At 74.4% G+C, this 17920-nt stretch carries 17 protein-coding genes; 11 read left to right on the forward strand and 6 right to left on the reverse strand.

Going from position 1 to position 17920, the window contains the following annotated elements; translation table 11 throughout:
• Positions 1-6 precede the first annotated feature (6 nt).
• From deoD to ABH931_RS07510, 6 genes are all read left to right on the forward strand, one after another.
• On the forward strand, positions 7-717 hold the full coding sequence (deoD, locus tag ABH931_RS07485) for a purine-nucleoside phosphorylase (protein ID WP_370111132.1): 711 nt from the start codon (positions 7-9) through the stop codon (positions 715-717).
• Positions 714-1292 carry a GNAT family N-acetyltransferase gene (locus ABH931_RS07490; RefSeq protein WP_370111134.1) on the forward strand — a complete coding sequence of 193 codons (579 nt, stop codon included), beginning with the start codon at positions 714-716 and terminating at the stop codon, positions 1290-1292. The genes deoD and ABH931_RS07490 overlap by 4 nt, the downstream gene beginning before the upstream one ends.
• A 107-nt stretch (positions 1293-1399) precedes the next feature.
• The gene (locus ABH931_RS07495) at positions 1400-2566 is read left to right on the forward strand and encodes a serine hydrolase domain-containing protein (protein WP_370111136.1); all 1167 of its coding nucleotides are present in this window, start codon (positions 1400-1402) and stop codon (positions 2564-2566) included.
• 76 nt (positions 2567-2642) lie between these two features.
• Positions 2643-3455, forward strand: a complete 813-nt coding sequence (locus ABH931_RS07500; RefSeq protein WP_370111137.1) for an N-acetylmuramoyl-L-alanine amidase — start codon at positions 2643-2645, stop codon at positions 3453-3455.
• A 75-nt stretch (positions 3456-3530) separates the two neighbouring features.
• On the forward strand, positions 3531-4736 hold the full coding sequence (locus ABH931_RS07505; protein ID WP_370111139.1) for a phosphodiester glycosidase family protein: 1206 nt from the start codon (positions 3531-3533) through the stop codon (positions 4734-4736).
• A gap of 108 nt (positions 4737-4844) precedes the next feature.
• A complete protein-coding gene (locus ABH931_RS07510) occupies positions 4845-6089 on the forward strand; it encodes a M23 family metallopeptidase (RefSeq protein WP_370111140.1) in 1245 nt (414 codons plus the stop codon).
• 31 nt (positions 6090-6120) lie between these two features.
• Here ABH931_RS07510 and ABH931_RS07515 read toward each other — a convergent pair whose 3' ends face one another.
• Complete coding sequence (locus ABH931_RS07515) at positions 6121-7134, reverse strand: YdcF family protein (protein ID WP_370111142.1); 1014 nt, start codon at positions 7132-7134, stop codon at positions 6121-6123.
• Between the two features lie 47 nt (positions 7135-7181).
• Positions 7182-8714 carry an FAD-binding oxidoreductase gene (locus ABH931_RS07520; RefSeq protein WP_370111144.1) on the reverse strand — a complete coding sequence of 511 codons (1533 nt, stop codon included), beginning with the start codon at positions 8712-8714 and terminating at the stop codon, positions 7182-7184.
• Positions 8715-9074: 360 nt separating this feature from the next.
• On the opposite strand from ABH931_RS07520, the gene ABH931_RS07525 reads away from it, so the two are divergent.
• Positions 9075-9614: a hypothetical protein gene (locus ABH931_RS07525; RefSeq protein ID WP_370111146.1), complete on the forward strand. Its 540-nt coding sequence runs from the start codon at positions 9075-9077 to the stop codon at positions 9612-9614.
• Between the two features lie 133 nt (positions 9615-9747).
• Positions 9748-11853 (forward strand): SpoIIE family protein phosphatase, encoded by a 2106-nt coding sequence (locus tag ABH931_RS07530; protein WP_370111147.1) that lies wholly within the window; start codon positions 9748-9750, stop codon positions 11851-11853.
• On the opposite strand, the gene ABH931_RS07535 is transcribed toward ABH931_RS07530, so the two are convergent.
• Entirely contained in the window at positions 11834-14167 is a 2334-nt protein-coding gene (locus ABH931_RS07535; protein ID WP_370111149.1) for an FUSC family protein, read from the reverse strand. The genes ABH931_RS07530 and ABH931_RS07535 overlap by 20 nt on opposite strands.
• A 383-nt stretch (positions 14168-14550) precedes the next feature.
• On the opposite strand from ABH931_RS07535, the gene ABH931_RS07540 reads away from it, so the two are divergent.
• Positions 14551-15399 (forward strand): lytic transglycosylase, encoded by an 849-nt coding sequence (locus tag ABH931_RS07540; RefSeq protein ID WP_370111151.1) that lies wholly within the window; start codon positions 14551-14553, stop codon positions 15397-15399.
• A 15-nt stretch (positions 15400-15414) separates the two neighbouring features.
• On the opposite strand, the gene ABH931_RS07545 is transcribed toward ABH931_RS07540, so the two are convergent.
• Both ABH931_RS07545 and ABH931_RS07550 read right to left on the reverse strand, forming a co-directional pair.
• A complete protein-coding gene (locus tag ABH931_RS07545; protein ID WP_370111152.1) occupies positions 15415-15576 on the reverse strand; it encodes a hypothetical protein in 162 nt (53 codons plus the stop codon).
• A gap of 39 nt (positions 15577-15615) precedes the next feature.
• Positions 15616-16131 (reverse strand): VOC family protein, encoded by a 516-nt coding sequence (locus ABH931_RS07550; RefSeq protein ID WP_370111154.1) that lies wholly within the window; start codon positions 16129-16131, stop codon positions 15616-15618.
• 175 nt (positions 16132-16306) lie between these two features.
• Between ABH931_RS07550 and ABH931_RS07555 the strand changes: the two genes are divergently transcribed.
• Positions 16307-16777, forward strand: coding sequence for a CBS domain-containing protein (locus ABH931_RS07555; protein ID WP_370111156.1), 471 nt, complete (start codon positions 16307-16309; stop codon positions 16775-16777).
• On the opposite strand, the gene ABH931_RS07560 is transcribed toward ABH931_RS07555, so the two are convergent.
• On the reverse strand, positions 16755-17318 hold the full coding sequence (locus tag ABH931_RS07560; RefSeq protein WP_370111158.1) for a YbaK/EbsC family protein: 564 nt from the start codon (positions 17316-17318) through the stop codon (positions 16755-16757). The two genes, ABH931_RS07555 and ABH931_RS07560, sit on opposite strands and share 23 nt — an antisense overlap.
• A gap of 49 nt (positions 17319-17367) precedes the next feature.
• Here ABH931_RS07560 and ABH931_RS07565 point away from each other — a divergent pair, with 49 nt between their 5' ends.
• The gene (locus ABH931_RS07565) at positions 17368-17829 is read left to right on the forward strand and encodes a pyridoxamine 5'-phosphate oxidase family protein (RefSeq protein ID WP_370111160.1); all 462 of its coding nucleotides are present in this window, start codon (positions 17368-17370) and stop codon (positions 17827-17829) included.
• The last annotated feature ends 91 nt before the right edge of the window (positions 17830-17920 follow it).

Below are 17920 nucleotides of genomic sequence, written 5' to 3' on the forward strand. Positions count from 1 at the left end.
CGACTGATGGCCACCCCCCATATCAGCGCCGAACCTGGCGACTTCGCCCCGCGCGTGCTGATGCCGGGTGACCCGCTGCGCGCCCGGCGCATCGCCGAGGACCTGCTCACGGATGCCAAGCAGGTGACCGATGTGCGCGGCATCCTCGGGTTCACCGGCACCTACCGGGGCGAGCCGCTGTCGGTGATGGCGTCCGGGATGGGCGCGCCGTCGATGAGCATCTACGCCACCGAGCTCTTCCGCTTCTACGGGGTGCGGCGCATCGTCCGGGTCGGCACCGCGGGCGCACTGCAGGAGTCGCTGGGCCTCGGTGACGTGATCGTGGTGTCGGCCGCGCACACCGACGCGACGACGGCCACGGTGCGCGTGCCAGGCGTCTCCCTCTCGCTCGCGCCGTCGCCGCGCCTGCTCGTCGACGCGGTCTCCGTGGCGGGCGACGCGGCCCAGGTGGGCCCGGTGCTCAGCTCCGACTACTTCTACCTCGACCGGCCCGAGGTCGTCGACCGGCTCACCGCTCTCGGCACCCTGGCCGTGGAGATGGAGGCGGCCGGGCTCTACGCGGTGGCCGCCGCCGAGGGAGGCGAGGCGCTGACCCTGCTGACCGTCAGCGACCACATCCGCACGGGCGAGGCCATGGACTCGGCCACCCGCGAGACCCGTTACCAGCGGATGGTCGACATCGCCGCCCGGGCCCTGCTGGTCCGTCCGCTCGCGTGAACGGCCAGGAGACGCGCACGAGCCAGCTCCGGCCCGAGGCCGTCCGCACCGGGCGGCTGACCCTGGAGCCGCTGTGCGTCGCCCACGCCGAGGAGATGGCGACGGTGCTGGCCGACCCGGGCCTGCACACGTTCATCGGTGGCACGCCGGAGACCGCCGAGGCCCTGCGGGCCCGCTACACCCGCTGGATGGCCGGCTCGCCCGACCCGGCGCAGTCCTGGTGCAACTGGGTGGTCCGGCTCCGCGCCGAGGACCGGCTGACCGGCACCCTCCAGGCGACCGTGACCACCGACGCGCACGGTGCGTCGGCGGAGATCGCCTGGGTGGTGGGCGCCGCCTGGCAGGGTCGCGGCATCGCCACCGAGGCGGCCCAGGGCCTGGTCGCCTGGCTGGGGCGGCAGCGGGTGCGGCGGATCGTCGCCCACATCCACCCCGGCAACGCGCCCTCCGCCGCCGTGGCCACCGCGGCCGGTCTCACCCCGACCGACCGGTGGCAGGACGACGAGCTCCGCTGGGAGCGGGACCTGCGGCCGGAGGCTCCCCCCGAGCCGTCCGCGCGCTCGCACGGGGGTTAACCGGAGCCGGAGCGGGGGGTGGGCAGGATGGGCCGGTGCCCGAGCCGCTGCTGGGATGGAGGCCGACAGAGAGCGGCTCACGACTCGCACCGGAAACGGGGATTCCCATGCACGTGTTCGCAAGGCGCCGTCATGTCCTGCTCGGGCCGGCCGGCCTCCTCGCCGCCGTCCTGATCGCCTCGGCCGCCTCGGTCGGGTCGGGAGGGGTGGCGAGCGCGAGGCCGAACTCAGCCGCCGGCCGACTCCAGCAGGAGGTGGACGCGATCCACGACACCGGAACCGTCGGCGTGCTGGCGGAGGTGACCTGGCCCGGCGGACGCCGGGCGGCGCGGGCGGGCACGGCCGACACCGCCACCGGGCGGCCGGTGCCGTGGGACGGTCGCTTCCGGATCGGCAGTGCCACCAAGACGTTCACGGCCACGGTCGTGCTGCAACTCGTCAGCGAGGGACGGTTGTCGCTCGACGAAAGCGTCGAGCACTGGCTGCCCGGGGTGGTCCACGGGAACGGCAACGACGGGAGCCGGATCACCGTCCGCGAGCTGCTGCAGCACACCAGCGGCATCCCCGACATCGTGGGCGACATTCCCGCCCTGGACACCCTCGCCGGCTACCGGGCCGATCGCCTGCGCAGCTACACGCCCACGGAACTGGTGGCCCTGGCGCTGCGGCACCCCGCCGTCGTGCCGGTCGGCACCTGGTCGTACTCGAACACCGACTACGTCCTCCTCGGGATGATCATCAAGGCGGTCACCGGCCGGAGTTGGGCCGAGGAGGTCCACGACCGGATCATCCGTCCGCTGGGACTGACGGCCACCACCACACCCGGCACCGACCCGTCCGTCCCGGGGCCCCACGCGCACGGCTACTCCGCCTTCGGGGCCGCCACCGCCGTCGACGTCACCGAGCTCAACCCGAGCGCCCTGGACGCCTCGGGCTCGGTCATCAGCACGGTGGGCGACCTCGGCCGGTTCTACCGGGCGCTGCTCGGCGGTCGGCTGCTACGGCCCGCGCAGCTCGCCGACATGGAGACCACGGTGCCCGCGCCCGCCCTCGGCGCGGACTACGGGCTCGGGATCGGCAGGCTCCCGCTGTCGTGCGGCGGCTTCTACTACACCCACCCGGGTGAGGTCCCGGGCTACTGGACCTGGGTCGGCGTCACGGCGGACGGGACCCGCTCGGCGGCCGTGACGGTCACCGGCGACGGGGACGCGCGCACGCAGCAGGCGATCGGCGCGCTCGTGGACAGCGAGCTCTGCCGCGCGCCGGTGGGCTGACGCGCCGGTGGGCTGACACGCCGGTGCGGCGCGGGATCCGTTTGTAGGCGGAGTCTGCGCGCATATCGTCGTCCTTATGTTCGTCGAACGGCGTCTGATCTTGCGTCGGGCGGCTGCGGCCGCCCTGGTCGGGGGCGCGACGGTGGCGGTGGCGCGGGCCTCGGCAGGGCCCGCTCCCGCGCCGGCGCGGGAGCGGGTGTGGGCCGAACCGGTGAGTCTGCGGTGGACGGCCGCGCAGCCCGTGATCGTCCGGAGGTCCGACTGGGACACCGTCGCACCCACGCGACGGCTGCCGCCCTCGCGCTACGCGGACACGGTGAGGGCCGTCTTCGTCCACCACACCGACAGCGGGAACGAGTACGGGATCCACGAGGTCCCGGACATCATCTGGAGCATCCAGGACGACCAGACGGGCCGGCGCGGCTGGGACGACATCGGCTACAACTTCCTCGTCGACCGGTTCGGCACCGTCTACGAGGGGCGGCACGGCGGCGTGGACCGGCCCGTGATCGGGGCCCACGTCAGCGGGTTCAACATCCGCACCGCCGGCGTCGCCGCGATCGGGACCTTCAGCGACGGCGCCGAGGTGCCCGCGCCGATGCAGCACGCGATCAGCGCGCTCGTTGCCTGGAAGCTGAGCCTGCACGGCGTCGACGTCACCACCACAACGACGCTGACGTGCAGTGACTCCCTCAGCCGGTTCCAGGCGGGCACCCGGGCCACCTTCGCGGCCGTCTCCGGGCACACCGACGCGGACTGCACCTACTGTCCGGGCTCCACCCTCTACGCGGCGCTTCCGGCGATCCGCCGGGAGGCCGCGCGGATCCAGCAGACCACCGCCCATCCGGTCTTCGGCGCCACCACCCCGGTGCTGAAGCCCCGCCCGTAGGGTCCGCGGCGCGGCGTGCGGGTGATTGCCGGGCGCGGGCGTGTGACCTGGCCGCGCCCATGGGATGCATCCGCCATGACCGACCACGACGCCGACGCCCCCGTCGGCACGCCCCGACGCCGACGCCGGCGGCTGCTGCCGTGGAAGCCGGCCCGTGAGCTGACACCCGATCAGCGCCGACGCCGGCGCCTGGTCACCCGCAGCGCCCTGGCGGCCGGCGTGCTGTGCACGGGCTGGCTGTGCTGGTCCGTCGGCCAGGCGCTGACCTACCCGGGCCGGGACGGTGTCGAGGCACGGCTCGCCGAGTGGGGCCGCGACCACGACCTGGGCCTGGTGGTCAACCAACTGGAGGACTGGCAGTACGCGCTGAACCCGCCCCGGGTCGGCGGCCGGCTCTCGGCCGCCGCCCTGGCCCAGATGAGGGCGACGCAGGGCGCCGGACCCGGCAGCGCGGCCGTGCCGATCCAGGCTCCGATGCCCACCTCCATCACCCCGGGCCTGCCCGGCGAGGGGGTGTGGCGCGCGCTGGTCACCACGCACGGCCTTCCGCTCGTCCAGGGCACCTACGTGCGTCCCGACACCGAGCACACCTCCTACGAGGCGGCGGTCGCCTGGATCAGCGCCTCCCATGCCAGGTTCCTGCTGCATCCGGGCTTCCGGGAGCCGGGCGGCACCTTCGCGGTGCCGCCCACCATCCCCGTCGGGCAGCGCACCGGGCTGATCGCCACCTGGAACGGCGGTTTCCGGATCACCGACGGCACCTCCAAGGGCGGCTTCTACCTCGCGGGGCGCACCGAGGCGCCGCTGCGGGACGGCGCGGCCTCCGAGGTCTTCTACCGGGACGGCTCGATCAGGATCGGCGTCTGGGGCCGGGACGTGCGGATGACTTCGGACGTGGTGGGCGTGCGGCAGTGCCTGACGCTGATGGTCGACGGCGGCAAGATCGCGTCCGACATCGACGTGCCGTACCAGTACGGCTGGGCCTACCAGGGCAAGAAGTTCGTCGAGCGGTCCGGGGTCGGCGTCACCGCCTCGGGCGACGTGGTCATGGTGGTCGGCCAGGCGCTGTCCGCCCGCACCCTGGCGGAGCTGATGCAGCACGCGGGCGCCGTCCGGGCGATGCCGCTCGACATGAACGGCGCCTGGCCCTCGTTCATGAGCTACGACGCGCGCGCGAACCCCGCCGACCCCAAGCCCACCAACATCCTCGACTTCGGCGAGGCGGCGGACCGCTACTACACCCAGGCCACCCGCGACTTCGTCGCCGTCTACGCCCGATGAGAGCCGTGCGATCACCCGGCTCATCAGCCCGAAGAACATCTACGCCTCGGCCTCGGACCAGAGCTGAGACGCAGTCGAGGCCCCTTTGCCGTGAGGACGTGTGATGCCATGAAACCCCTGCTCCGTCGACTGTTCCAGGCGACCCTGGGCGGCGTGGCCGCGCTGGCCCTCGCCGTACCGGCCGCGCAGGCGGGGGCGCCGCGCGCGCTCCCGCCCGGAACCGCGTTCACCCCGCTCACCGCCTCCCTGGTCACCACGCCCGCGCCCGTGAAGGCGGTGGACGGGAAGATCCATCTCTCCTACGAACTGTTCCTCACCAACGCCACGGGGGCGAACGTCCGGCTCGAACGCCTCACCATCCGAGACGCCCGCGCCCACGGCGTGCTGGCGACACTCGACCCTCCCCAGCTCGCCACCTCCGCCCACCCGCTGGGCAGCCCGATTCCCGGCGAGGGTGCGGACGTCGCCCGGAGGATGCCCCGCGATCCGGTGCTCGCCGGGGCGGCGGCGTGGGTCGTCTGGATCGACCTCGCCCTCGACGCGTCGACGCGCCTGCCGCGGCAGATCGAGCACGTCGTCGACGGCACGCTGCTGAAGCCGGACGGAAGCGGGGCGGGGACCTTCCGTGAGACCGTCGCCCGGACCCCGCTGTCGACCCGGGCGCCCCTGGACCTGGCCGCCCCGGTCAAGGCGGGGGAGTGGTACGTGAGCGAGGGCTGCTGCGGCAACACCCACCACCGGCGCGGGCTGGCGCCGATCAACGGAGTGCTCGACGTACCGCAGCGGTTCGCGATCGACTGGTTCAAGGTGGGGCCGGACAACCGGACCTGGGTGGGCGACCCCAGGCGCCTGACCAGCTACCTCAGCTTCCGGCAGCCGGTCCTCGCGGCGGAGGCCGGGCGCGTGGTCGAGGTCCAGGACGGGCTCCGCGACCAGCAGCCGCCGGTGCCGCCCAAGGTCCCGCCGATCGGCGAGACCGTCGGCAACCACGTCGTGCTCCAGGTCGCGCCGGGCCGCTACCTCCTCTACGCGCACCTGGAGAACCACTCGGTCGACCACCTGCACGTCGGCCAGTGGGTGTCGGCCGGTCAGCAACTGGGCCTGATCGGCAACAGCGGCAACTCCACCACCCCGCACCTGCACTTCCAGGTGATGACGACGCGCGAGTTCTTCCCGACCGACAGCCCGCCGTTCACCTTCCGGAGCTTCACGGTGCTCGGCCAGGTGGGTCCGCGGATCTGGGACGACAACCTGGGCCTTCAGCCGAGCGGCCGGCTGCCCGTCGTCGCGTCGCCCTTCGCGGGCCCGCACCGCGGCGTGATGCCGCTGGACCGGAACGTCATCCGCTTCTGAGGCGCGGCCGCGCGGGTCGGCGACGCGTGGGTCAGCGCAGCCAGAACAGTGCCCCGAGGCCGGCCAGTATCCCGCAGACCGGCAGGTTGACCGCGCGGTAGGCCACGAACACCGCGACGAACTCGCGCAGCGTCGCGCTCGGCAGGAAGTAGCGGGCGGTGTGGGAGCCGACCACCTGGCCGGGCACGCCGACCCGGCGCGCGGTGATGGCCGCACGGAACGCGTGGAAGTTGTTGGTGACCACCACGCACCGGTAGTCGGGCTTGTGCTGTGCCATCAGGGCGTGGCTGAACCGCAGGTTCTCCTCCGTGGTCCGCGAACGCTCCTCGCGGACGAGCCGCTCTGGCGGGAAACCGCGTTCGGTCAGGTACCCGGCCATGGCGACGGCCTCCGGCACGTCCTCGCCCGGGCCCTGGCCGCCGGAGGTGACCAGCCGCACGGCCGCTCCGGTCCGCCGTTCCTGCGCGTCCGCGACCGCCCACCCCCGGTCCAGGCGGCTCGCCAGCAACGGCGGCACCCGCGTCCCGCCCACCAGTCCGGAGCCGAGCACGACGACGAAGTCGACGGCGCCGCGCACCGGCAGCGCCCCGTAGAGCAGCGCGTAGCCGAGGAAACTGAGGAACAGGAACGCGATGTAGGCCGTCACCAGAAGCAGTGGCCCGAGCGCCAGGGCGAGCAGCCGGGAGCCCGTCGCCAGCGTCACGAACGTCAGGCCCATCAGCCCCGCGATGGCCACGCCGGTCAGCAGGGAGAGCAGATGGGCCGGGCTCCGGCCCTCCTTGCGCACCATCTGGACGCCGTTGAACAGCAGGAACACCGTCAGCAGGCAGGCGCCCAGGAAGCAGGCCAACGCGGCCAGCACCACCACCCAGTCGAACACCCGCGAGTGCGCGTGGGCCAGGTGGAACAGAGCGCCCAATCCCGCGAACACCACGGTCAGACCGAGCAGCACCGCGTTGCGGAACCGCCTCCTGTCCCGCAGGACACTGACGAGGAAGGCCGCCGCGAGCAGGGCGGCAAGGGCGAACAGGACGTCCGAGAGCATGCCCCGGAGCCTAGTGGCATGCCCGTGACGTGGGCTCAGGCCTGGCCTCAGGCCCGGGTGACCGACTGGCGGAAGGCGAAGACCTGGTCGGGGTCGTAGTGGTGGGCCACCTGCTTCAGACGGGGGAGGTTCGAGCCGTAGTAGGCGTGGCCCCAGTCGGGCAGGCCGGCATCGATGTAGTTCACGTAGGCGCCGGTGGCGCCCAGGCGGGCCAGGGCGTCGCGGATGGAGTCCACCGTCCGGGTGGCCGCCTGACGGCCGGAGGGGGTGGTGCTGGCGTAGACCTGGGCGCTGGCGAGCGAGGAGCGGTGGGGGAAGGCGGTGGCGCCCGGCGCGAGCTGCCCGACCGCGCCGCCGAGGGAGTCGAGCAGCAGGTCCACGCCCGTGTGTCCGTGCATCAGCTCGGCGACCCGGCCGGCGTCGAGGGGGCGGGGGCCCAGCATCCGGGAGACCGCGACGAAGGACTCGCGTGGGAGGCGGCCGCCCTCGGTGATCGGCCGGCACTGCGCGAGGGTGTCGTTGGAGCAGCCCGCCATGTACTTCATCGCGCCCAGGTAGCTCTTCGGCTCGACGCTGCGCGAGACCGGCCGCACCCCGGCGGCGGAGACCAGCCGGTCCAGCAGCCGGTCCGCCCCTGCGCGGTCCCCGACGTAGCAGCCGACCAGGCGCGGGGTCGACGGGCTGCCGCCGGAGATCTGGCAGCTGGCCCACATCTCGAACGGCGCGCGGGCGATCCACTCCTGCCAGGCCCCCAGCACGGCGGCGGTCGAGCCGCTGGGGAAGTGCAGTGAGAAGACCGTCAGACCCGGTGCGGGCGCGGTGCGGAAGGTGAACTGCGAGACGATCCCGAAGTTGCCGCCGCCCCCGCCGCGCAGCGCCCAGTACAGGTCGGACTCCGAGGCGGGCGAGGCGGTGAGGACGCGCGCGTCGGCGGTGACCACCTCGGCCGCCGCGAGCCGGTCGCAGGTCAGGCCGTACTTGCGGGCCAGCACGCCGATCCCGCCGCCCAGGGTCAGCCCGCTGACCCCGACGGTCGGGCAGGAGCCCGCGGGGAGCAGCCGGCCGGCACCGGCCAGCGCGGCGTAGACCTCGATCAGGCGCGCTCCGGCGCCGACCGTCGCGGTGCCGTCGGGGCGTACGTGGACCTGGGACATCAGCCGCAGGTCGACCACAAGACCGCCGTTGGGGACGCTGTAGCCGAGGTAGCTGTGCCCGCCGCTGCGGGCGGCGATCGGCAGGCCGTGGCCGCGCGCGACGTCGAGGCAGGCCTGGACGTCGGCGGCGGAGGCGCAGCGGGCGACGGCGGCCGGGCGCTGACCGTCGTTCAGCTTGTTGTAGCCGAGCCGGGCCACGTTGTAGCCCGGATCGCCGGGCAGGAGCAGGCGGCTGCCCAGCCGGGCGCGCAGCTTGCGCCAGTCGGGCGGCAGATGGGCGCCGCCGCGCGCCCGCTGCGGCCAGGCCGTGACCGACGGGCGCCCGGCGGTGAGCCCGCCCCACGCGGCGGCCGGTCCCGCACCCGCCAGCACCGCTGCGCCGCCCGCGCCCAGCGTGGCCAGAAACCTGCGCCTGTCGACCGTCATCCGTGCGCCCTCTCTCCCGGACCGGGGCCGGTACGCGCCCGCCCCACTGCACGCGAACCGTACCCGCTCCCGCCCCGGCCCCGCGCACGGCCCCACGCACGGCTCCGCCGTTCGGCGGCACAAGTCGTGACGGACCGTCAGTCGCGGGCGGTCTACGCCGGCCGCTGCCGGGCCAGGTGGCGGCGGCGCAGGGCGCGGCAGGGGAAGTGGTCTCGACATGGAGGGCATGCGCAACCATTCACGATCTGTTCGCGATCCCGCCGCCGCCGTGACAGCTTGTCAGGGCGCACCCGGGTCTGCGCGCGACGCAACGGCGGCGCCTGAGCGGTGTCCGGCGTCACGGACCGTAGAGTCGTCGTCATGGGCGACGACGCCGCGACTCCCGACGCGCACCTGGACGACGAGGACGCGCGCCCCTCACCCGCGGTGCTCTCCGAGCGTCTCAAGGAGCGGGTCTACGCGACGCTCACGGTCATGGCGGTCGCCCTCGGTCTCGCCCAGTCCGGCCACGGTTCGCGCGCCACCGCCGCCCTGGCCCTGCTCGCCACCGCCGTCGGACTCTGGCTCGCGACCCTGGTCGCCGACCAGCAGGCCCACCGGGTCGTCTACGGCACCGTGGCCCGCGGAGCCGAGCTGCGTCGTCTCCTCTATGTCAGCAGCCCCCTGCTGGCGAGCGCGGCAGGTCCGCTGCTGCTGATCGGGCTGTCCGCCCTCGGGGCGATGGAGCTGCGGACCGCCCTGTACACGGCGACCTGGCTCAGCGCCGCCTCCCTCTTCGTCTGGGGCTGTGCGGCCGGCCTGCGGATGGGCGCCGGCAAGGTCGCAGCCGTCGTGGTCGGCCTGCTGGACCTCGCCGTCGGCTCCCTCGTCGTGCTGGTCAAGCTGGCCGCGGGCCACTGACACGAGTGGCCGCCGCGGCGGACTTGGCGTTGGATGGACCGCAGTCGCACCACCCCCGCGCACGGGGACGCACCGGAAACGTACGCGAACGCACCGAAACGCACGGGAACGAAGACGGGAACAGGGGTCCGCCGTGGCCGGTCAGGAGCAGCCCGGTGGCAGCGCCGCGCGCGGGGAGCTCGGCGACGCCGTCATGGACGCGCTGTTCTCCCAGTCGCCCGTGGGCCTGCACGTCTACGACCGGGACCTGCGGCTGGTCCGCGTGAACACGGCCGCCCGGCTGGTCCGCGAGCTGCCCGCCGACCGCCTGCTCGGCCTGACCCTCGACGAGATCCTGGGCGCCCTCGACCTCGACGACCCCACCGCCGTGCGGCAGGCCGTCGGCCAGGTCCTGGAGACCGGGATCCCGGTCCGCGACCTCCGCGTCCGGGTGCGCCGGCGGCGGACCCCGGCGGCCGACCTCGTCGTCTCCGTCTCCGTCTTCCGGCTCAAGGACGCCGACGGCGGCCCGCTGGGGCTCGCCGCCGCGCTGACCGACGTCACCGCCCGGGTCCGCGCCGAGGCCGAGCTGCGCCTGCTGAACGACGCGGCCTCGCGGATCGGCACCACCCTGGACGTCTTCTGCACCGCCGCCGAACTGTGCGAGCTCGCCTGCCCGGCAGTCGCCGACACCGTCTCCGTCGACGTCTACGACGCGGTCCTGCGCGGCCAGGCCCCCGCCGCCGACGCCCGCGACCGGGACCAGACCCTGCGCCGCGCCGGGTTCCGCTCGGCGGGCGGCCGGGACCGGCAGGGCGTCCCGGTCGTCGGCGAGGTCCACGTCAATCCGCCCGGGACGCCATACCGCGACGTCCTGGACACCCTCGCGCCCAGGCTCGTCCGCCGGCTGCGCCCGGACGCCGCGTGGCTCGACCCCGCGCGCCGCCGCGACGCCCGGATGATCGCGTCCGGGGTCCACTCCATGATGCTGGTCCCGATCCGGGCCCGGGGCGTGGTCCTCGGCCTGGCCTGCTTCTACCGCTGGCGCAGCCCCGTCCCGTTCGACCACCGCGACCTGCGGCTCGCGCGCCAACTGGTCGCGCTCGCCGGCCAGTGCCTGGACAACGCCCGCCTGTACGGGCGCGAGCGCTCCGCCGCCCGGGTCCTGGCGGGCGGCTTCTCCTCCGCGCGGACCTCCGTCGCCACGGCCGTCGAGCTGGCTCGCACCCACCTGCCGGCCGGGACCGGCGGCGGTTGGTTCGACGCGCTCCCGCTGTCCGGCGCCCGCGTCAGCCTCGTCGCCGGGGACACCACCACCGGCACCGCCGCACCGGCCGCGATGGGTGAACTCCGCGCCGCGATCGAGGCACTCTCCGAGCTGGACCTGCCGCCCGACGAGATCCTCGAGCGCCTGCACGACCTGGCCGGGCGCCCCGGCGCGGCCGCCGCCGGGCCGCAGGTCGACGGTGGCGCCGAGGCGCCGTCGGCCACCTGCCTGCACCTGGTCTACGACCCGATCACCCGGCGCTGCACCGTGGCGAGCGCGGGACACCCGCCACCGCTGCTGGTGCGTCTCGACGGGCAGGTCGAGAGCATCGAGGTGGAGGCCGGTCCGCCGCTCGGCCAGGGCGTCCCGCGCTACCCGGTCACCGAGTGCGTCCTGCCCGAGGGCTCCACACTGGTGATCTACAACGCCGCGCTGCTGGCCGGCACCCCGTCCGGGTCGGACGCCCTGCCGGACCGCCTGCGGTCGGTGCTCGCCGCACCGTTCCCCTCGCTCCAGGCCACGTGTGAGGCCGTCGCCGCCGCGCTCGCCCCGAAACCGCCGACCCGCGACGCCTACCTGCTGCTGGCCCGCACCCGCACGCTCGGCGCCGACCGCACCAACGCCTGGACCCTCCCCAACAGCCCGCGGAGCGTCGCGCTCGCCCGCGCCAGGACCACCGACCAGCTGGCCGCCTGGGGGCTGGACCAGGAGGTCCTCGACGACACCGCGCTCGTCGTCAGCGAGCTCGTGACCAACTCCGTCCGCTACGCCGAGGGCCCGATCCAGCTGCGCCTGATCCGCGGCAGCACGCTGGTGTGCGAGGTCACCGACGGCAGCAACGCCAGCCCGCACCTGCGGCGCGCCGTCGACACCGACGAGAACGGCCGGGGCCTGTTCATCACCGCCCAGCTCACCCAGCGGTGGGGCGTGCGCCCCGCGGGCCGGGGCAAGACCCTGTGGGCCGAGCGCAGTCTCACCCCGAAGGCCGGGTGACGGCCGGCGGCGGTGCGGCCGCCGACCGCGCCGTCGACCTCACGGCCGCCGCCGCGAGGCTCGGCTGGAGGCGGCGGGCGACGTCGATGTGGTCGCCCGTCCAGATGACCCGGACGGCGGTCGCCGTCGCCTGGCCACTGCCGTCCACGAGGTCGGTGCGGACGGAGGCGACGAGCCGGGCCGCCGACTCCGGCCGCCGCGGAACCGGCTCCGGCACGGCGTCCCGGCCGTCCAGGCCTGCCGCGAGCCCCCGGTACCAGTCCGTCACCCGGGCCGCGGCACCCAGGATCGCGCGGTGGGCGTCGGTCTGGTCGGCGGAGGTGCGCACCCGCCCGCAGTCCCGCCACAGCGAGACGACGGCGTCGGCCGCCAGCCGCAGCCCGACGACGCCGGTGACCAGCGTGGTCATGGCCGACAGGGAAACCGGCTTGGCGCCGCGCTCGGCCAGGTAGCTGCGGAACGCGTCGTCGAGCCGGCGCGCCGCCGCGGCCGCCTCACGCGCCTCCCGCTCCGGGCTCCCGGCGACGGGCCCGGGGCCGTCCGCCGCGCAGTGGCCGAGCCCGTAGTCGACCGCGCCCGACAGGTAGCGCGCACTGTCCTCGTACGCCTCCGCGAGCGCCCGGTCGACGGCGGCCGCCGCGCCCCTGGGCCAGAAGAACAGGGCGACGACGACGCTCACCGCGCAGCCCAGGGCGATGTCCTGGATCCGCAGCAGCACGATGTGCCAGTTCGGGTCCTGCCCGATGTTGAACAGCACGACCAGGGTGACCGTGAACGCGGCCTGCCCGGCGGTGAACGAGATCGCCGCCGGGGCGATGCCGGCGACCAGGATCGCGAGCGGCAGCAGGAACCACAGCACCGTGCCGTGGTGGCCGATCACCTGGAGCAGCGCGGCTCCGACGATCGAGCCGAGCACCGTGCCGAGGACGGCCCGCATGGCGTTCTGCCCCGTGTTCAGTGCGTTGGAGCGCAGCACGGACAGCATCCCGAGGAGCACCCAGAAGGAGTGCTGCACACTCGTCAGGTCCGCCAGCAGCACCGCGATACCGAGCCCGACGGCGCCGCGCAGGCTGTTGTGCAGCCACACCGATCGCCGTCCGAGGTGGGCCGCGGCCCGCTCCCTGGCCGAGGCCAGCGGCGCGCTGAGCGCGCCCGGCTCACGGCCCAGCAGCCGGTCCCGCCAGCCCCGCTGCCAGGCGGTGGCGGCCAGCTCCACGTTCCCGGCCACCTGCAGCACGGCGAAGCCCAGCTCCTGCGCGCGGAAGGACAGGTCGAGGGTGCCGAGGAAGCCGTAGGCCTCCGCGGTGCCCTCCCCGGCAGGCCGATCGACGGGCAACCGTGCCGTCGAGCTCTGCTGCATCCCGGCCATGGCGGTTCGCAGCGCGGCGATCCCCGCGCGCAGCGGGGCTGCGTCGCCGCGCAGGTCCGTGAGCAGCTCGGCGGCGCGGTCCAGCACGTCGGCGGCGCCGAGCCGCACCAGGCGCGCGGCGGGATCGCAGGCCGGGGCCTCGTCGGCGTAGTCCGGGTGGTCCGCCAGGATCGCGCTGAGCCAGGTCAGCTCGTCGACCAGGCGGACCAGCGTGCGCGAGCTCGTCGACAGCCCGGTGGGGCGGTACGGAGTGGCGTCGAAGGCCCCGCGCAGGGCCACGCTCGCCCGGGCCGTCCGCTCCGCGACGGCCCGGCACCGGTCGGCGTGCGGACGCGGGTGCCCGGGTTCGGCCAGCCGGGAGGCATCGGTGCGCAGCTGCTCGGCGGCGGCGCGGCAGACGGCGGCCGCCGGGGCGCTCAGCGGATCCGCGACCGGACGCGGCCACAGCAGGGCGACCGCGGGCAACGCCACGGCCGCCGCCAGCCCCGCGCCCGCCAGCCGGTCCGGGAGCTGCGTCAGCGGCGCCGGGGCGCTCACCGGCAGGACGAAGGCCAGCAGCAGCGCGGTCGCGCTGCCCGCCAGCACCGAGCTGACCACCCCGGAGAACAGCACCACGAAGCCGACCACCACCGTCGCGAGCACCGCGAGCCAGGTCTGCCGGGCCGCCAGGGTGCCCACGCAGATCAGCACCGCCCACGCCACCGCCAGCCCGGCCTGGGCGCGCAGCCGTTCCACCATCGGCCCGCCGAAGTCGACCAGCAGCAGCATCGAGAACGACCCGAACGCGGCGAAGCTCGCCATCGTCGGCGAGTGCAGTACCTGTGTGCACAGCGCGAAGAGCGCCGGCATCACCACCGCGGTCCGCCCGGCCCGCCGCGTCGCCGCGAGCCCCGGATCGTGCCCGCGCAGCCAGCCGACGAGCCCTCCCGCACGCCCCCGGACCATGCCACCTCCGCAGACTCGCCACGCCCGGCCCTCGGGCCTGGCACCAGTCTGCCCTGCCACAGCCCTGCCGACCTGCGGGTCGCGGGCCCGCGTCGCGGTTCTGTGGCGTGCCGCACGTTACCCACGGTAATTCTTGCGACGCCTGTGAACGCCGTGTGACCGTGCACGAGGCAGGCGGGCAGAGAGCCTGCCGGGAGCCCGGCGACCGGCGTCCACAGCGCCGACCTGTCCCCACGCCGGACCCTCCCTGCTCGGTCGGGCCTGTCCGCCCACGAGCCGCCGGGTGTGCGAAACCCCTTGCTGCTGCGTCTCCTTGGCGTGCCCGCAGCCGAGCGCACCCACGGCCGGACCGGGTGACCTCCCTCGCACCTGGAGTGAGTGCCATGCGCCATCGCAAGCCGTCTTCCCTCGCCCGTCTCGCCCGTATCGCCGTGGTACGCGTCGACAAGCGCATCACCGCCGGTGTCGGCGCCGCCCTGCTCGTCACCGGTGCCGCCACCGGCACGGCCGTCGCCCTCAACGGCGGCGGCAGCTCGACGCACCTGGCCGACCCGGCTGCCGCAGCCGCGGTGGTCCGCCCGACCGCGGACACCGCCAACCGCTCCGAGCAGCGCACCGCGCTGGCCTCGGCCTCCGCCGCCGCCCAGGCGTCGGCGCGGGCATCCGCTCAGGCCGCGGCGCAGGCGTCCGCCTCCGCCTCCGCCTCCGCTTCTGCGGTGGCGAAGGCCAAGGCCGAGGCCGCGGCCAAGCTCCAGGCGGCCGCCCAGGCCCAGGCCGCTGCCGCTGCCGCGGCCAAGGCGAAAGCCCAGGCCGCCGCCCAGGCGCAGGCCGCTGCGGCCGCGAAGGCCCAGGCCGCCGCTGCCGCCGCCGCGTCGGCGAGCGCCGCCGCGGCGCCGACCTACTCGAACGACCTCAGCGGCTGGATCGCCCAGGCTCAGGCCATCCTGGCCGCCGACGGCGACCACGTCCCGCCGGCCGCCGCGATCGAGGCCCGCGCGATGACCGAGTCCTCCGGCGACCCGAAGGCCGTCAACAACTGGGACTCCAACGCGGCCGCGGGCACCCCGTCCGAGGGGCTGATGCAGACCATCGTGCCGACCTTCGACACCTACGCGCTGCCCGGCCACACCGACATCTGGAACCCGGTCGACAACATCGTCGCCGCCGTCCGCTACGCGAACGCCACCTACGGCGCCTTCGAGAACATCGCCTACGGCAGCCAGGGTTACTGAGCCGGGAGACTGTTCTCAGTCACAGAAGACGGCCTGCTGGGCCGGGCCGCCCGCGTCCGACGCGGGCGCGGGCGGCTGGTGCCGCAGGTCCCGGCCCAGGTCGAAGACCGTGCCCTTCGTCGGCTCACGGTGGAGGTGGTCGCTCCCAGCCTGGCAAGGCCCGGCGGCGGCGCCCATGGGGACGGCCCCCGTGACCGCCGAAGGACAACCCCCGACTCAGGCTCGCTCGAGGATGTGACTCCCGTACATCTCACCCAGCGGGTCCGCGATGAGCTCGATGCGCGCGCCGTCGGGGTCGCGGAAGTAGAGCGAGACGTCGCTGTGCACCTCGTGGGCGACGCCCGCGTCCGCGACCCGCTGCCGCAGTCTTCGCCAGCGGTCCGGCTCGACGGAGATGGCGATGTGGTGCAGCCCGCCCAGCACCTCGGCGTACGGCCCCACATCCAGGCCGGGGAAGTCGAAGAAGGCGAGCAGGTTGCCGTTGCCCAGGTCGAAGAAGAAGTGGGTGGATCCGGGGTAGTCGCGGTTCTCGATCACCTCGGTGAGCGGGAACTCCAGCAGGTCCTGGTAGAAGCGGATGGTGCGCTCCACGTCGCTGCTGATCAGCGCCGTGTGGTGGATGCCGCGCGCGGAGGAGGCGGGACGCTCCCCGCTCGGGCGCAGGTAGACGGTGCTCAGCCGCTCGCGTTCGGCGGCGCGGGCGGCCACGGTGGCCGGGTCGGGGGCGTTCATGCTGCCAGTGTGCGTCCGCCCTGGCCCGGCGGCGGTGATCCGGACGGCGACGGGCGGTGAGGTTCCCCGGAACGGGCGGCATGAGACGCGATCAGTTCGGTGGGGCCTGGATGTGGGCATGAGGAGACGGAGGAGACGGGGGACCTGGGTTCAGCCAACGAAGGAGGAAGCCGGCATGAGCGTGACCGTGGCGCAGGTCCTTGCTGCCAAGCCCGACGGTGGCCACACCGTCCACACCATCGGCCCGGACCGGACCGTGCTGGAGGCACTGGACCTGATGGCCGTGAAGGGGATCGGCGCCCTGGTGGTGATGGCCGGCCTGCGGATCGCCGGGATCGTCACCGAACGGGACTACGCCCGCAAGGTGGAACTCTGCCATCGCTCGGCGGCGACCACCCGAGTCGAGGAGATCATGACCGCCCGGGTCCGCTACGTGGAGCCGACCCAGACGGCGGACGAGTGCATGGCGCTGATGACCGAGCACCGGATGCGTCACCTGCCGGTCCTGGACGCCGGACGCCTCAGCGGCATCGTCTCGATCGGCGACCTGCTCAAGCAGCAGATCGCCGACCAGCAGTTCACCATCGAGCAGTTGGAGCACTACATCCACGGAGGCCCGAGCCTCAGCCGGCGAGCCCAGGGATGACCTCCGCGCCCGGCAGCGAGGCGAACGCCGCGCCGGGCACGATCAGCTTGCCCCGGCGTCGGCCGCTGCCGACCAGCACGTAGGGTTGCTCGGCCACGGCCGCGTCGACCAGCAGCGGCCAGGTGGCGGGCAGCCCGACGGGCGTGATCCCGCCGTACTCCATGCCCGTCTCGGCGACGGCGGTCTCCATCGGCGCGAACGAGGCCCGTCGCGCGCCGAGATGCCTGCGTACGGTGGAGTTGACGTCCACCCGGGTGTGCGCGAGCGCGAGGCAGGCGACGAGGGTGACGTCGCCGCCGCGCTTGGCGGCGACGACCACGCAGTTGGCGGAGACCTCGGGCGGCACCGCGTAGGTGTCGCAGAAGACGGCGGTGTCCGCCTTCTCGGGATCGGTGTCCACGTGGAGCACCGCCTCGACCGGCTGCTCGGCCTCCCACCCTTTCAGCGCCGCGACCACCGGATCCGCCAGCAGGTCGAACACGTCCACGGCCCGCCGCACCGTCCCGAACTCCCCGAACGGCGCCCGCACGCTCTCACTCATGTGCCGACCCTAGCCCACCCCGGGGCGGCCGATCGGCCAGGATGGGGTCATGACGACATGGCAGGACGTGGAGCGGGCGGAGCCGGAGTTCGCGGGGCGGGTGCGGGGGTTGTTCGACGCGCATCGGCACAAGACGATCGCGACGCTGCGGGCCGACGGCGCGCCGAGGATCTCCGGGATCGAGGCGGCGTTCGAGGACGGCGAGCTGGTCTTCGGGTCGATGCCCGACTCCCGCAAGGGCGCGGACCTGCGCCGCGACCCGCGCTTCGCGCTGCACAGCGCCACCGTCGACCCGAAGGAGGGCGAGGAGGCCGCGTGGCCGGGTGAGGCGAAGATCTCCGGGGTCGTGCGACTGGACGGGACGGGCGAGAGCGGCGAGCAGCCACACGGCGACCGCTTCCTCGCCGACATCGCCGAGGTCGTGCACACCCATCTCGACGAGAAGGCCACCGTGCTCGTCGTCGAGTGGTGGACGCCCGCGAACGGGTTGCGCCGCGTCGAGCGCGCGTGAGCGTCGACCCGGAACCGGCGGCACCGGGCCGCCGGGCGGGCCTGGAAATTGGTCGATCGTGAACGGTGCGCGGGCCTAGGCTGGGCCTCAT

It is taken from the genome of Streptacidiphilus sp. MAP12-33, from assembly GCF_041261265.1.
In the GTDB taxonomy this organism is placed as follows: Bacteria; Actinomycetota; Actinomycetes; order Streptomycetales; family Streptomycetaceae; genus Streptacidiphilus.